The 14,085-nt window shown below is 71.2% G+C and carries 17 protein-coding genes; 12 read left to right on the forward strand and 5 right to left on the reverse strand.

Translation table 11 applies throughout. The annotated features are described in order from the left end of the window. Positions 1–77: 77 nt before the first annotated feature. The gene (locus ACPXBU_RS26830; RefSeq protein WP_393372626.1) at positions 78–1,103 is read left to right on the forward strand and encodes an ABC transporter ATP-binding protein; all 1,026 of its coding nucleotides are present in this window, start codon (positions 78–80) and stop codon (positions 1,101–1,103) included. Next, positions 1,100–2,107: an ABC transporter permease subunit gene (locus ACPXBU_RS26835; RefSeq protein WP_425760180.1), complete on the forward strand. Its 1,008-nt coding sequence runs from the start codon at positions 1,100–1,102 to the stop codon at positions 2,105–2,107. The genes ACPXBU_RS26830 and ACPXBU_RS26835 overlap by 4 nt, the downstream gene beginning before the upstream one ends. Before the next feature lie 125 nt (positions 2,108–2,232). Here ACPXBU_RS26835 and ACPXBU_RS26840 read toward each other — a convergent pair whose 3' ends face one another. Then, a complete protein-coding gene (locus tag ACPXBU_RS26840; protein ID WP_393372620.1) occupies positions 2,233–3,408 on the reverse strand; it encodes an ROK family transcriptional regulator in 1,176 nt (391 codons plus the stop codon). Positions 3,409–3,578: 170 nt separating this feature from the next. On the opposite strand from ACPXBU_RS26840, the gene ACPXBU_RS26845 reads away from it, so the two are divergent. The 4 genes from ACPXBU_RS26845 to ACPXBU_RS26860 all read left to right on the forward strand — a co-directional run bounded on the left by ACPXBU_RS26845 (position 3,579) and on the right by ACPXBU_RS26860 (position 6,934). Then, complete coding sequence (locus ACPXBU_RS26845) at positions 3,579–5,033, forward strand: glycoside hydrolase family 3 protein (RefSeq protein ID WP_425760181.1); 1,455 nt, start codon at positions 3,579–3,581, stop codon at positions 5,031–5,033. 134 nt (positions 5,034–5,167) lie between these two features. Continuing rightward, complete coding sequence (locus ACPXBU_RS26850; RefSeq protein ID WP_425760182.1) at positions 5,168–5,782, forward strand: hypothetical protein; 615 nt, start codon at positions 5,168–5,170, stop codon at positions 5,780–5,782. Further along, on the forward strand, positions 5,779–6,273 hold the full coding sequence (locus tag ACPXBU_RS26855; protein WP_425760183.1) for a thiol-disulfide oxidoreductase DCC family protein: 495 nt from the start codon (positions 5,779–5,781) through the stop codon (positions 6,271–6,273). Before ACPXBU_RS26850 ends, ACPXBU_RS26855 begins: the two co-directional genes overlap by 4 nt. Next, the gene (locus ACPXBU_RS26860) at positions 6,236–6,934 is read left to right on the forward strand and encodes a TetR family transcriptional regulator (protein ID WP_425760184.1); all 699 of its coding nucleotides are present in this window, start codon (positions 6,236–6,238) and stop codon (positions 6,932–6,934) included. Before ACPXBU_RS26855 ends, ACPXBU_RS26860 begins: the two co-directional genes overlap by 38 nt. Before the next feature lie 218 nt (positions 6,935–7,152). On the opposite strand, the gene ACPXBU_RS26865 is transcribed toward ACPXBU_RS26860, so the two are convergent. Then, positions 7,153–7,815 carry a GNAT family N-acetyltransferase gene (locus ACPXBU_RS26865; RefSeq protein ID WP_393372608.1) on the reverse strand — a complete coding sequence of 221 codons (663 nt, stop codon included), beginning with the start codon at positions 7,813–7,815 and terminating at the stop codon, positions 7,153–7,155. A 163-nt stretch (positions 7,816–7,978) separates the two neighbouring features. Here ACPXBU_RS26865 and ACPXBU_RS26870 point away from each other — a divergent pair, with 163 nt between their 5' ends. The 4 genes from ACPXBU_RS26870 (at position 7,979) to ACPXBU_RS26885 (ending at position 9,535) form a co-directional block, all read left to right on the forward strand. Further along, positions 7,979–8,173 carry a DNA repair protein gene (locus ACPXBU_RS26870; RefSeq protein ID WP_393372606.1) on the forward strand — a complete coding sequence of 65 codons (195 nt, stop codon included), beginning with the start codon at positions 7,979–7,981 and terminating at the stop codon, positions 8,171–8,173. Between the two features lie 62 nt (positions 8,174–8,235). Next, positions 8,236–8,490 carry a type II toxin-antitoxin system VapB family antitoxin gene (locus ACPXBU_RS26875; protein WP_393372603.1) on the forward strand — a complete coding sequence of 85 codons (255 nt, stop codon included), beginning with the start codon at positions 8,236–8,238 and terminating at the stop codon, positions 8,488–8,490. Next, positions 8,490–8,909 (forward strand): PIN domain nuclease, encoded by a 420-nt coding sequence (locus tag ACPXBU_RS26880; protein WP_425760185.1) that lies wholly within the window; start codon positions 8,490–8,492, stop codon positions 8,907–8,909. Before ACPXBU_RS26875 ends, ACPXBU_RS26880 begins: the two co-directional genes overlap by 1 nt. A 107-nt stretch (positions 8,910–9,016) precedes the next feature. After that, positions 9,017–9,535, forward strand: a complete 519-nt coding sequence (locus ACPXBU_RS26885; protein WP_425760186.1) for a hypothetical protein — start codon at positions 9,017–9,019, stop codon at positions 9,533–9,535. Between the two features lie 10 nt (positions 9,536–9,545). On the opposite strand, the gene ACPXBU_RS26890 is transcribed toward ACPXBU_RS26885, so the two are convergent. After that, positions 9,546–10,265 carry a Clp protease N-terminal domain-containing protein gene (locus ACPXBU_RS26890; RefSeq protein WP_425760187.1) on the reverse strand — a complete coding sequence of 240 codons (720 nt, stop codon included), beginning with the start codon at positions 10,263–10,265 and terminating at the stop codon, positions 9,546–9,548. A gap of 152 nt (positions 10,266–10,417) precedes the next feature. On the opposite strand from ACPXBU_RS26890, the gene ACPXBU_RS26895 reads away from it, so the two are divergent. Continuing rightward, entirely contained in the window at positions 10,418–11,233 is an 816-nt protein-coding gene (locus ACPXBU_RS26895) for a DUF72 domain-containing protein (protein ID WP_425760224.1), read from the forward strand. A 9-nt stretch (positions 11,234–11,242) separates the two neighbouring features. Here the strand turns inward: ACPXBU_RS26895 and ACPXBU_RS26900 are convergent, their stop codons facing one another. Further along, positions 11,243–13,078, reverse strand: coding sequence for a glycoside hydrolase family 15 protein (locus tag ACPXBU_RS26900; protein WP_425760188.1), 1,836 nt, complete (start codon positions 13,076–13,078; stop codon positions 11,243–11,245). A 155-nt stretch (positions 13,079–13,233) separates the two neighbouring features. Here ACPXBU_RS26900 and ACPXBU_RS26905 point away from each other — a divergent pair, with 155 nt between their 5' ends. Beyond that, positions 13,234–13,659: a VOC family protein gene (locus ACPXBU_RS26905; RefSeq protein ID WP_393372589.1), complete on the forward strand. Its 426-nt coding sequence runs from the start codon at positions 13,234–13,236 to the stop codon at positions 13,657–13,659. Positions 13,660–13,677: 18 nt separating this feature from the next. Here the strand turns inward: ACPXBU_RS26905 and ACPXBU_RS26910 are convergent, their stop codons facing one another. Further along, entirely contained in the window at positions 13,678–13,974 is a 297-nt protein-coding gene (locus tag ACPXBU_RS26910; protein ID WP_357250826.1) for a DUF6582 domain-containing protein, read from the reverse strand. Positions 13,975–14,085 lie beyond the last annotated feature (111 nt).

The following is a 14,085-nucleotide window of genomic DNA, read 5'->3' on the forward strand; positions in this document are numbered from 1 at the left end:
ATAGGGTGAAGCGCCGTGTCGTTGATCACCAAACCCGGAGGACGGCTGATGTTCCGTCAAGATTCGGAGCCGCGCGGATGAGCGCGGTCATCGAGATCGAGGGTCTGCGCAAGGCCTTCCGCAGCCTGCGTAACGGCCGGCGGGTGGCGGTGGACGGGTTCGATCTGCTGGTCGAGGCCGGCCAGGTCCATGGGTTCCTGGGCCCCAACGGCTCCGGCAAGACCACCACCCTGCGGGCCCTGCTCGGGCTGGTACGCGCCGACGGTGGGCGGATGACAGTGCTCGGTCAACCGTCGCCGGAGCTGCTGCCCCGGGTGGCGGGGCAGGTCGGCGCGATCGTCGAGAGCCCGCAGTTCTTCGGCAACTTCACCGGGTACCGCACGCTGCGCCTGTTGGCTCGTGCCGGTGGGGTGCCGGTCTCGCGGGTGGACGAGGCGCTGGAGATGGTGGGTCTGCGCGACCGGGGCGACGAGCGGGTGAAGGGCTACTCGCTGGGCATGAAGCAGCGCCTCGCGGTGGCGTCCGCGCTGTTGAAGGATCCGCGGTTGCTGATCCTGGACGAGCCGGCGAACGGGCTGGACCCGGCGGGCATCCGGGAGATGCGGGACCTGATGCGGTCGCTGGCGGCCAACGGGGTGACAGTGCTGGTGTCCAGTCACATCCTGGGCGAGATCCAGTTGATCTGCGACCACGTCACGATCATTTCGCGGGGGAAGCGGGTGGCGGCGGGCCGGGTGGACGAGGTGCTGGCGGGCCACGACCGGCACGAGTTCCTGGTGCGGGTGGCCGAGCGGGAGCGCGCTGTCGAGCTGCTGCACGCGGCCCGGTTGACGGCGGTCGTCGACGGCGAGGCGCTCGTGGTGAGTGGCGTGAGTGACCCGACGGTGGTCAGCCGGGTGCTCGGCGAGCAGGGGCTGTGGGTGGGCGAGTTGACGCCGCTTCGGCCGGATCTGGAGAGCGTCTTCCTGGAGCTGACGGGGGCGTACGCGCACGCGTCGGTCCCCCGGCAGGTCGACGGCTCGGCGCTGCCGGACGGCTCGGCGCTGCCGGACGGCCAGCGGGGCGAAGCTGTGATTGATCTCGATCGGGGAGTGGACGCGTGAACCTGGTTCGTGCCGAGTTGGAGCGGCTGACCGGTCGCCGCTTCGTGCAGCTCATGGTCGTCCTGTTGGCGTTGGCGTTCGCCGTGACGGCGGCGACCACCCTGGCCGGGTCGCACAAGCCGAGCGCGACCGAGCTGGACTCGGCGCGGGCGCAGGCCGCCGAGCAGCGGCAGAGCATGGAGGTCGCGTTCCAGGAGTGCCTGGCCCGCAGGGGCGCCATGGTCCCGACGGAGGACGACGGGTTCTATCTCCCCGCCGACTGCTCCGAGTTCGATCCGGCCCTGCGGGAGCAGCTGCCGATCGCCGCCGACTTCCTGCCGGGGGTGTTCAGCTTCGGCCAACAGGCGCGGCCGCTGCTCTACTTCCTCATCGCGTTCCTGGTGCTGTTCGGTTTCCTGGTCGGCGCCTCCTACATCGGCGCTGACCTGAACTCCGGCGGGGTGGTGAACCTGCTGCTCTGGCGGCCACGCCGGTTGACGGTGCTCGGGGCCAAGTTGGGCACCCTGCTCGGCACGGTGCTGGTGCTGAGCGTGCTGGCGTCGGTGGCCTACCTCGCCGCGTTCTGGGTGATCGGGCAGACCGCCGGGTTGCCCGGTCGGTTGAGCAACGACTTCTGGAGTGAGCTCGGCGCGGTGCACGGCCGTGGTCTGGTGCTGGTGTTGCTGGCCGCCGCGCTGGGCTTCTCGATCGCCACGCTGGGTCGGCACACGTCGGCGGCGCTGGGGGCGGCGGCCGCGTACCTGGTGGTGTGGGAGTTGGGGGCCCGGCTGGTTCTGGAGATCGTCGATTTCCGCCAGTCGGACCGGTTGATGCTCTCCAGTCACATCGGGGCGTGGCTCACCGGCGAGGCGCGGTTCTGGGATGCCCAGCGGTGTTCCGGCACCGCCTACTGCGATGGCTACTACAGCCTGACCTGGGGTTCCTCGCTGCTGGTCCTGCTCGTGCTGACCGGCGGACTGACCGCCGCGGCGTTCGCCGTGTTCCGTCGCCGCGACCTGCTCTGAGTCGCGGTCCGCCGGGTCGCACGCGTGATCGCGGGCGACCCGGCGGCACCGGTCGCAACTCGGCAAGAGCTTGCAACCCGCCAAGCTGCGGTGAAATATTCCTCCACATGACCGGCGCAGCGGGCTCAGCCGACCGTGGAGCCGAAGACCTCGTCGCGTACGGCGTCCAGGGCGGTGCGCAGCGCGCCGTGCAGGATCGGCTCCTCGGTCAGCCCGGTCGGCACCACCCGCGGTCGGACCAGGGTGATCGCCGCAACCTCGTGCTGCACCCGCTCGGCGAGGGCGGCGCCGCCGGCCTGGCCCACCTCGCCGGCGAGCACGACCAGGGGCGGATCGAGCACCACGCAGGTGCTGGCCACGCCCAGCGCGAGCCGGCGGGCCAGCTCGTCGAGCATCGGGCCACCGTCGTCGCCGGCCGCGACGGCCGCGCGCACCGCCTCGGCGGCGTCGGTGTCCGGGTAGCCGTGCTCGCGGGCCACCGCGCGGACCGAATCCGCACCGATCAGCTGCTGGAAGGCGGGCTTGGCTCGGCGGGAGACGTCGCGTGGAATGGGCGCGCCGGGCACCGGCAGGTAGCCGATCTCACCTGCCGCTCCACTGCTGCCGTGGTGCAACCGCCCACCCAGCATGATCGCCAGGCCCACGCCGGCGCCCACCCAGACCAGCACGAAGTCCGCGAGCCCCTGCGCGGCGCCGGACTGCGCCTCGGCCACCGCGGCCAGGTTGACGTCGTTCTCGAAGACCACCGGGGTGTGCAGGTCGTCGCGCAGGGCGGCGAGCAGACCGCTGTGCCAGCGCGGCAGGTTGAAGGCGAACGTGATGTCGCCGGTGCCGGGGTCGACCAGGCCCGGGGTGCCGAGCACGATCCGCCGTACGCTGCTGAGCTGCGCGTGGGCGCTGCTGGCCGCCTGCACCACGGCGTTGTGCACGACGCCCACCGGGTCGTCGGTGTCCCGGGTCGACTGCTCCACCCGGCCGATGACCGCACCGGTGATGTCGGCACACGCGGCCACCACCCGGTCCGGTCCGACGTCCACGCCGACCACGTGCGCGCTGCCGGGGCTGACCGCGTAGAGCTGTGCGTTCGGCCCCCGCCCGCCGGCCTGCTCGCCGACCCGCGTGACGAGACCGCGCTCCTCCAACCGCTCGACAAGTTGGGACGCGGTGACCTTCGACAGCCCGGTCAGCTCGCCGAGTCGGGCCCTGGTCAGCGGGCCGCGTTCGAGGAGCAACTCCAGTGCCGCACGGTCGTTGAGCGCCCGCAACAGACGGGGGGTGCCGGGCAGCCGGGTCGCACTCATGACACGTCCTCTAGTTTTAGTAAACTTTGCTAACTGTAAACCGACCTGCGAACGGGTAGCCGTAGCGTAACGGCCACCCGACAGTGGGACGCTCCGCCGATTCGGCAGGGCCAGGACCACCACCGGTATGACGTTTCGTAGCCGGTGGGGCACCGAAGGGGGAAGATCACGTGGGGTTGGACGCAGGACTGCGCCGGCTGGCACTGGGCACGCTGCTCGCCGCGTACCCGGGGCCCGTTCCACCCGACTGGGCGGTCGAGCTGCTGGCCGACGGGTTGGCCGGGCACACCCTGTTCGGCACCAACGTGCACGACCCCGCCCAGGTGGCGGCGAGTACCGCCGCCCTGCGCTCCGGTCGGCCGGACGCGCTCGTCGCCATCGACGAGGAGGGCGGTGACGTGACCCGGCTGGCACATGCCACCGGGAGCCCGTACCCCGGAAACGCCGCCCTCGGCGCGATCGGCGACGTGGCCCTCACCCGGCGGGTCTACCAGTCGATCGGCGCCGAACTGGCGGCGCTCGGCATCACCGTCAACCTCGCCCCGAGTGTCGACGTCAACACCGCCGACGAGAACCCGGTGATCGGCACCCGGTCGTTCGGCGCGGACCCGGTGCGGGTGGCCGCGCACTCTGCCGCCGCCGTGACCGGGTTGCAGGCCGCCGGCGTGGCCGCCTGCGCGAAGCACTTCCCCGGGCACGGCGCCACGGTCGCCGACTCCCACCACGAGCTGCCCACCGTGGACGCTCCACCGAGCCTGCTGCGCCAACGGGACCTGCCGCCGTTCGGGGCGGTCATCGCCGCCGGTGCCCGCGCCGTGATGACCGCGCACATCCGGGTGCCGGCGCTGACCGGCGCCGATCCGGCCACCTTCAGTCGGGCCGTCCTTGTCGACCTGCTCCGCACCGACCTCGGCTTCACCGGCGCCGTCATCACCGACGCGCTGGAGATGAAGGGGGCCGCGGTCGCCGCCGGCGGGGTCGGGCCGGCCGCGGTCCGCGCCCTGGCGGCCGGCGCCGACCTGCTCTGCATCGGCGCGCGGGTCGACGCCGCACTTGTCGAGCGGGTGGCCGCCGAGATCGTCGACGCCCTCACCGACGGCCGGTTGGCGACCGCCCGGGTCGAGCAGGCCGCCGGCCGCGCCGCCGAACTCGCCGCCTGGACCCGGACCGCCGCCCGGTCGACGACGGCCGGCGACACCGAGCTGGGGTACGCGGCAGCGCGTCGCGCCATCCGGGTGGACGGCGTGCTCACCGGGCTGGACCGGCCGCTCGTGGTGCAGTTGCACACCGAGTCGACGATCGCCGAGGGCCGGGTGCCGTGGGGGCTCGGCCCGCACCTCGACGGGGTGCCGGAGATGCGCGTGATCGCCACCGAGACCGATCCGGCGACGCTGCGCGGGTTGGCCGGTGACCGACCCATCGTGCTCGTGGGGCGGCACCTGCACCGGCTGCCCGGCGGCCCGGAGCTGGTCGCCGGGCTGGCCGCCGAACATCCGGTGACAGTGGTGGAGATGGGGTGGCCGGCACAGTGGCGCCCCGCGGGCGTACGCGCCTTCGTCACCACGTACGGCGCGAGCCACGCCAACGGTCGCGCGGCGGCCGAGGCCCTCGGTCTGGCCGGCTGAGCCACGGCATTTCCGGCCGGGTCCCCCGGGCTCGGCCGGATCGGCGCTCCAGCGCCGCAGCACGGTGTCCACAGTCACCTGTCACCCCTTCTTGAACATGTTCAACATTCGCCCTAGGCTGACGACGTCGGTAGTTGAACACGTTCAAGAAGGGCGTCCACATGGACACCAAGGTCTGGATGTACGTGATCTACCTCGCGGTCAGCGTCAGCCTGACCATCTGGGTGGCGCGGGCACTGTCGCGCAACGGGCTGGTCTTCCTGGAGGAGGTGTTCGCCGAGGAACGACTCGCCCGAGCGGTCAACAGCCTCCTGGTCGTCGGGTTCTACCTGCTCAACCTCGGCTACGTCACGGTGGCGATGAGGCACTCCGACGCGGTGGTGTCGACAAGCCAGGCCATGGAGGAACTGTCCCTCAAGGTCGGCCTGGTCCTGCTGGTGCTGGGCGCGCTGCACTTCTTCAACGTCTTCGCCCTGGGCCGCTACCGCCGAACCCGCCTCCGCCAGCTCGCCACCCATCCCCCGATCGCCCCGATCGGCCGACTTCCCATGCAGCCCGCCCCGGTCGGACCGCAGTTGGTCGGCGCGTACCCGACCGGACCGCAGCCGACCGGCGCATACCCGGCCGGACCCCAGCCCGTCGGTCCGCACCCGGCCGGACCGCACCCGGCTGGTCCGCACCCGGCCGGTCCGCACCCGGCCGGACCGCAGCCCGGCGCCGGGCCGGCGAACAACCCTCCGACCCGATGACCGTGCCACCGACCGACGGCGTCGGTCGGCTCCCGGATCCCGCCGCGCACACCGACGGCGGGATCCGGGGGTTCACCGTGCTGTTCGACGCGGCCTGCCCGCTCTGCCGCGCCGCCCGCCGGTGGTTGACCTCCCGCGCCCAGCTCGTACCCCTGGAGTTCGTGCCGGCCGGGTCCGCCGAGGCCCGGTGGCGCTTCCCCGGCCTGGACCACGACGCGACGCTGCGCGACCTCACCGTGATCGCCGACACCGGTGAGGTGTACGCGGGCGACGGCGCCTGGTTCGCCTGCCTGTGGGCGCTGGCCGACCACCGGTCCATGGCCGAGCGACTGGCCCGACCGCACCTGCTGCCCCTCGCCCGACAGGCGGTGGCCGCCGCCTCGGCGATCCGGGAGCGGGTCCGCGACCCGTCTGACGAGCCGACAAACGACCTGGCGGGATACGGTGGCCTCGATGACCGAGCAGCCTGCGCAGACGACCACTGCGGGTGACCCAACCACCGCCCGAGGCGAGCAGACCCGGCAGCTCATCCGGGACACCGCGATGCGGCTGTTCAACGAACGCGGTTACGCCCAGACCACCATGCGGGCGATCGCGCAGGAAGCCGGCGTGGCGGTCGGCAACGCCTACTACTACTTCGGTTCCAAGGACCACCTGATCCAGGAGTTCTACGCCCAGTTTCAGGTAAAACACCGGGCGGCCGCCCAGCCCGTGCTCGATCGGGAGGAGGCGTTCGCCGCCCGGCTGGCCGGAGTGCTGCACGCGGGGATCGACGTGCTGACGCCGTCGCACGGGTTCGCGGCGACCTTCTTCAAGACGGCGGCCGAGCCCACCTCGCCGCTGAGCCCCTTCTCCGCGGAGTCCTCCGCCCCCCGACAGGCGGCCATCGAGCTCTTCGGCGAGGTGTTGACGGGCTCGACGGCAAAGGTCGACGCCGAGCTTCGTCCACAACTGCCCGAACTGCTCTGGCTCGCGTACATGGGCGTGATCCTCTACTGGGTGCACGATCGATCGCCGGGCCAGGCCAAGACCCGTCAGCTCATCGACGGGGCCGTACCCCTCGTCGACCGGCTCGTGGCGCTGTCCCGGCTCGGGGTTCTCCGGCCGGTGACCCGACAGGTGCTCGACCTGATTCGCACGCTCCGTCACTGACCCGGCCGGCACCTAGCGATCAGCGAAGAAGCAGGTCAAGTCCGCTTTTCGACACTCCGAACCGACAGCTCGCACCTTGCCCCACGCCTATTCGATACGTAGCGTGATCGACGCGTACCGACCCGACGCGGTCGGTACGTCCGGAACCGGGGCCTGGGGGGAGGTTGCGGACCGTGGATCCGGCCCGGGATCCACGGTCCGCGAGCGCCCGGCGCCACTCAGCGCGGATAGACCCCGTACGCCCGCCAGCCCCGATCCGGGAAACCGGCCGCGTCGGCGACCCGGGCCGAGGCGAGATTGTCCCGCTCGTGCAGGTAGGTCGGCACCGCCCCCTCGTCGAGGACCCGCCGCGCCGCCTGTGCCACGAGTCGGCGGGCGAGGCCGTGACCCCGGGCGACCGGCGCGGTGCCGATGGCCAACTCGTGCCCGTACGCGTCGTGGCGTTTGATCCCGGCGCCGGCCAGGTAGCCACCGTCCGGGTCGCGCACCACGAGCACCGGCCGGTCGAAGAGCCGCAGCCAGGGCGGCAGCCCGGGAGCCGTCGGCGGGGTCCACTCCCCCACGTCGGGTAGCGGCGCGGGGGACACGCTCCACCGGAAGGGGCCGTCGTGCACGCACCACTCGGGCAGCCCCACGGCCTGCGGCAACGCGGCGAGAAACCGGTCCGGGGTACGCCGGATCAGCGAGCGGATCGCCGCCACCCGGTCCGGCGCGACGGACAGCACGCCACTGCGCCCGGTGTCCACGGCGAGCGCGGGGCGCAGCCGGCCGTCCCAGGCCGGTGCGGCCCGTCGGTGCGAGGCGACCACGTGCAGCCCCGCCCCGGCCGGCCACTGGCCCAGCCAGGTGGCCAGGTGCAGTTGGACCCGCCGGTCGAGCATGTCCACCTCCCCGTCGGTCCACCCGTCGTGGATCACCGTACGCCGGGCTGGGCCGGCCGGGCTGCGATCCGGCAGGGCCGGGCGGGGCGCGGTGACCGCACACAGCGATCGACCGTCATATGTTTGTCCTTATCTGGACACCTTTGTTTGCAACGGTAGGGCCATGCCGAATGAGCAGTACCCCCACTACCAGCAGGATCCCGAGCGACTCTGGCGGGCGACGGAGGGCACCGCTGGCATCCCGCCGCAGCCGCGCTACTGGCATCCCCGAGCGCTCGGCGGGGGCGCCCTGTCGTGGGCGGGGCTGAACAAGCTGCCCGCCGGCAGTTCGAGTCAGCACCGCCTGAACACGCTCTGACGCACCAAACCTCACTCGAATTTGGTGCCTCGGCAGGGCCCAATCTGGTGTATCTTCACGCCATGACTCGCATCACCGTGGACGTGAACGACGAGTGGCTGGACGCCGCGAAGGAGGTGCTCGGCACCGACACCAAGGTGGCCACCATCAATGCAGCCCTGCACGCGTTCGCCGTACGCCGACAGGCTCGCGAGGTTGTTGCCGCCTTCGATCAGGTGGAGATGGACTTCTCCGGGTCCGTGGACGCCTGGCGCTACGGTGGCGGTCGCGACCTGGACTCGCTCGCCGAGCAGGCACGCAACGCCGAGGCAGCTTGATGGCTGGTCAGATCTATCTTGCGGACACCTCGGTCTATGTTCTGCAGGGGCGTCACGCGTCGGTCCGGCGGCGCTTCGAGTCGCTTCTGGCCGAGGGGCGGCTCGCCGCCTGCCACATGACCAGCCTGGAATACCTCAACAACGCACCCCACCCGAAGGGGTACGAGATCCTCTGGCAGGCACTGCGTGGAGGGCGGTGGATGGACGTGTCGGCAGCGGCGATGGACCGCGCCACGGCGGTTCATCGCCTACTCGCGGCCGAGAGCCAGCACCGCAACTTCCGGCTGCCCGACCTGATCATCGCGGCGACCGCCGAGGAGCACGGCGCGACCGTCCTGCACTACGACGCCGACTACGACCGCATCGCCGCCGTCACCGGTCAACCCAGCGAGTGGGTGGCACCGAAGGGCAGCCTCTGACCTTCGCCCGAGCGACACACCGGGGAGGTCCAGCGAGGGCTTTCGCACACCTGTCGGGTAATTTCTTGTGGTCCGGCATCCGGCCTACGACAGGAGAAGCTCCGCGCATGGGCAAGAAGACGATCCACGTCTCCGACTTCACCGGCACGGTTCTGCGGCAGGAGGACGAGGTGGTCCGCGTCGTCGTGCTGGAGCACCCGGACCTGGTCGCCGGGCCCGTGCAGTTGGACGCCACCCCGGGCGAGGTGGAAAACATCGACGACGCCGCCCTGGACGTGGCGGTGGTGGAGATCCACGACCGGCACGGTGGCGGCGAGCCGCGTCGGGTGGTGTTGACGGCCAGCGAGTTCGACGCGATGGCCACCGACGTGCCGATGGCGCAACTGTTGCGGACGGCCGAGCGGGTCCGCCCACCGAAGGCCCGCAAGAGCGCCGAGAAGATCGACTACAGCACGCTCGAGCACGCCGGCAAGCCACACCGGGGCCGGGTCACCGAGGAGGAGGCCCGGCTGGTGCGCGAGCAGCTCGACGAGGTCAACAAGCGCCTCGCCGACGCGGGCGTGCGCCAGATCGATCCGACCGATCCGGAGCACGCCCTGCGTTACGGCTTCCCCGAGGCGCCCTGACGCCGGGGCCTCACTTCGGTGCCGTGAACGCGGCGGCCAGGTCGGCCTCGACAGTCGCCTTCGCCAGGCCGAGATCGGTGAGCACGCCGGTGCCGTCCTCCTGCTCCAGCAGGGCCAGCAGGATGTGTTCGGTGCCGATGTAGTTGTGCCCGAGGCGCAGCGCCTCCCGGAAGGTCAGCTCCAACGCCTTCCTGCCGCGCGCGTCGTACGGGATGAGGTCCGGGACCTGCTCGGCGGGTGGCGGGAGGAGGGCGGCGACCTTCTCCCGCACCACCTCGGCAGTGGCGCCCCGGCCGGCCATCACCTTGGCGGCCAGCCCTTCCGGCTCGGCAAGCAGGCCCAGCACCAGGTGCTCGGGGCGGATCTCGGGGCTTCCGCTGGCGCGGGCCTCCTCCTGGGAGGACATCACCACGTTGCGGGCCCGGGGGGTGAACCGGCCGAAGGATTCGTTCGGGTCGAGGGGCGACCCGTCGGTGGCCTTCGGCACGAAGCGCTTCTGGGCGGCCTGCTTGGTGACACCCATGCTGCGGCCGATGTCGGTCCAGGAGGCGCCCGAGCGGCGCGCCTGGTCGACGAAGTGCCCGATCAGGTGGTCGGCGACCTCACCGAGGTGGTCGGCGGCGATGACCGCGTCGGTGAGCTGGTCGAGCGCGTCGGTGTGCGCCTTCTTGATGGCCTGGATCAGGTCGTCCAGCTTGACGGTGTTGCTCATCTGGAGAGGATCTGTCATGCGTCAACCATAAGTTGACGATCCGGCTCCGTCAACCTCAAGTTGACGATGTCCGGCGGGTGAGGGGCGCGGCACCCCGATACGGTGGGCTCCGGTCGAGGCACGGGTCACCGGCGGAGAGGGCGGGCATGCGTCTGCACGTGGGGTGCGCGATGTGGAGCCACAGGTCGTGGCCGGGACACCAGCTGCCACCCGCCGAGCGCCTGCGGCACTACGCCGGCTGGTGTGACGCCGTGGAGGGCAACACGACGTTCTACGCGACCCCGGCCCGGGACACCGTGGCGTCGTGGGCGGCGCAGACGGACCCCGACTTCCGGTTCGTCCTCAAGCTCCCGAAGGTCATCACCCACGAACGCCGGCTCACCGTCGTCGGCGAACCGCTGCGCGCGTTCCTGGACGCGATCGAGCCGCTCGGCCCGCGCGTACACGCCCTCTGGATCCAACTGCCCGGCTCCTTCGCCCCCGCCGACGTCCCGACCCTGCGCCGCTTCCTGGGTCAACTCCCGCCGTCGCACCGGTACGCCGTGGAGGTCCGCCATCCCGCGTTCTTCACCGACGCCGACGCGGCCCGGCTGCTGGAGACGACCCTCGCCGTCGCGTCCGCCGAGTGGATCCCCTTCGACACGACGGCCTTCTTCGCGAGCCCACCCAGCAGCGACGCCGAGCGGGACGCCTGGACCAAGAAACCGCGCGTGCCGCTCCGGTCGCTCGCGCTGACCGACCGGCCGATCGTGCGCTACCTCGGCCGGGACGACCCGGCCCGCACGGTCGAGGGGTGGCAGCGCTGGATCGACGTGACGGTGGCCTGGCTGCGGGAGGGGCGCTCGCCGACCATGTTCCTGCACACTCCGGACAACGCCGACGCGCCCGTGCTCGCCCGCCGGTTCCACGACGAGGTACGGGCCCGCGTACCCGAGCTGGACCCGCTGCCCGAGCCGACTCCCGTCGAGCCGCTGACGCTGTTCTGACCGAGCGGGTCAGCACTGCTCCCTGTCGAGCAGGTCGTCGAGGTGGGTGGCCGTGCTGATCAGCGAGAGATGGCTGAACGCCTGCGGGAAGTTGCCGATCTGCTCACCGGTCGGGGCGATCTCCTCCGAGTACAGGCCGAGCGGGCTGGCGTAGGTGAGCATCTTCTCGAACGTCAACCGGGCGTCGTCGACCCGACCGGCCAACGCCAGCGCCTGTACGTACCAGAAGGTGCACATGTTGAAGGTGCCCTCGGTGCCGGCGAGGCCGTCCGGTGAGGCCTTCGGGTCGTAGCGGTAGACCAGGCTGTCGGAGACCAGGCTGTCGTCCATCGCCCGCAGCGTCGACTCCCACATCGGGTCGGTCGGCGAGATGAAGTTCAGGCCGGGCATCGCCAGGAGCGACGCGTCCAGGATGTCCGAGCCGTAGTGCTGCACGAACGCGCCACATCCCGGGTCGAACCCGCGGGTCATGACCTGCTCGTAGATGGCGTCCCGTTCGGCGGCCCACCGGGCGGTGTCGCCGGGGCGCCCGCGGCGGTGCGCGATGCGGATGGCACGGTCGAGCGCGACCCAGGACAGCACCCGCCCGTAGGTGAAGTCCTGCCGGCCGGACCGGGTCTCCCAGATGCCGTCCTCGGGTTGGTTCCAGTGCTCGCAGAGCCAGTCCATCATCCCTGCCGTCTTGCGCCACCCCTGGTACGGCGCGATCAGCCCGCTCCGGTCCGCCAGTTCCAACGAGACGAGCGCCTCGCCGTAGATGTCGAGTTGCAGTTGGCCGGCCGCGCCGTTCCCGATCCGCACCGGCGCGGAGCCCCGGTAGCCCTCCAGGTGACCCAACACCTCCTCGGCGAGGTCTGGTGAACCGTCGATCCGGTACATGACCTGCAGCGGCAGGTTGTCGTCGCGGGCCTCGCGGATGCGATCGTTGAGCCAGAACAGATATCCCTGGGCCTCGTCGGTGAAGCCCAGGCGCAGCAACGCGTGCACCGAGAAGGACGCGTCCCGGATCCAGGTGTAGCGGTAGTCCCAGTTGCGCGGCCCGCCGATCTGCTCCGGCAGCCCGGCGGTGGGTGCGGCCACAAGTGCGCCCGTCGGCGCGTACGTCATCAGCTTGAGCGTCATCGCCGACCGCTCGACCACCTCCCGCCAGCGACCCTTGTAGCGGGAGCGGCCCACCCACCGCCGCCAGTGGTCGCGGGTCTGGGCGAGCAGGTCGCACGCCTCCTCGGTGCTCATCGCCCGGGGCGCGTGCGGGCAGGCCGTCTCCAGGACGACCCCGCCGATGTCGCCCGCGTGCAGGGTGAACGACGCGGACACCCCCTCGGCGTCGCGCCGGATTCCCCGCGCGTCGAATTTCCGTTCCGAGTCTCGGAACGGGGTGAGGGTCAGGGTGAGGGTCGGGCTCCGGAAGACGTCACCCTCGGGGTGCACCTCGATCTCGTACGAGTCGCGCCCGTAGTTGAACCGTGGGCGGCAGTCGAAGCGGAACCGCATGCTCCCCCGGACCATCCGCACCAGCCGGATCAACCGGTGCCGGTCGGTGGCACGTTCGCCGGTGACGGGCATGAAGTCCAACAACTCGCCCACGCCGTCGGCGCTGTGGAAGCGGGTGATCAGGATCGGCGTACCGGGCAGGTAGAGCTGTTTGCTCGTGTAGTCGACGCCGTCGGGCGTGAGCCGGAAATGGCCGCCCCGGTCGTGGTCGAGCAGCGCGCCGAAGACGCTCGGTGAGTCGAAGCGGGGCGCACAGAACCAGTCGACCGAGCCGTCGGCGCTGATCAGTGCGGCGGTCTGCAGGTCACCGATCAGACCGTGCGCCTCGATCGCCGGATACCTCGCTTCCACGCTGACCCCCGCCGCTCGTGATGGCAACGGCGGCGACTACCCGGCCAAGGGGAGGGCTACACGCAACTTCTGCGAACACGCCGACTATTGCGGAAGCAGAGCTTCCGCGATCGCCGATAGCGTCATCTCGAAGACATCGACGGAAGGAATTTCTGATGAGTCTACGGGGATTTGCCACACTCAACATCTGGGCCGACGACGTGGAGGCGGCAACCGCCTGGTACGCCGACTTCCTCGGCGTCGAGGCGTACTTCTCGCGCCCCGGGCCGGACGGACGCCCGGCCTACACCGAGTTCCGGATCGGCGACTACCAGGCGGAGTTGGGCATCATCGACCGCAGGTTCGCGCCGCCCGGGGCCGCGACGGGGCCCGGTGGCGTGGTCATGCACTGGTACGTCGACGACCTCGACGCCACCGTCGACCGACTGCTGGCGCTGGGCGCCACCGAGTACCAGCCGATCACCCCGCACGGCGACGAGGGGTTCATCACCGCGGCGGTCGTCGACCCGTTCGGCAACGTGCTGGGGGTCATGAAGAACCCGCACTACGAAGAGATCCTGGCCTCGCTGAAGCCGGCCTGACCCGGACGACCGTGGCGGTCAGTGGGCGGGGTTCGGCGTGTGCGGGAGTTTGCCGAGCTGACGCCAGTTGGTCTCGGCGACCTCGACGCCGTAGTGCTTGGCGGCGGCGAGGATGTTCTGGAAGGCCAGGTCCCGGTCCTCGTCGGTGACGCCCTGCACCTGATCGAACCGGGCGATGGCGTTGCGGACGTGACCCGCGTCGGTCATCGGTTCCTTGCGTTCACGGGGGAACGCGAAGACGGTCTCCGGCAGCTCGCGCTTGTCCTTGCTCGACAGCCCGCCGTGCTTCTCGTGGGGCTTCCAGGTCGACTTCATCACCCCGCATTACCCGCACGCGGTCCGCCAGCACCTCTCCGGCCGACATTTTCCGACCCCGCCAGAGCGGGCGGGGCACCCACCGTCGACCTCGACGGCGGGTGCCCCGCG

The sequence above is a fragment of the Micromonospora sp. DT231 genome, from assembly GCF_049847025.1.
Taxonomy (GTDB): domain Bacteria; phylum Actinomycetota; class Actinomycetes; order Mycobacteriales; family Micromonosporaceae; genus Micromonospora.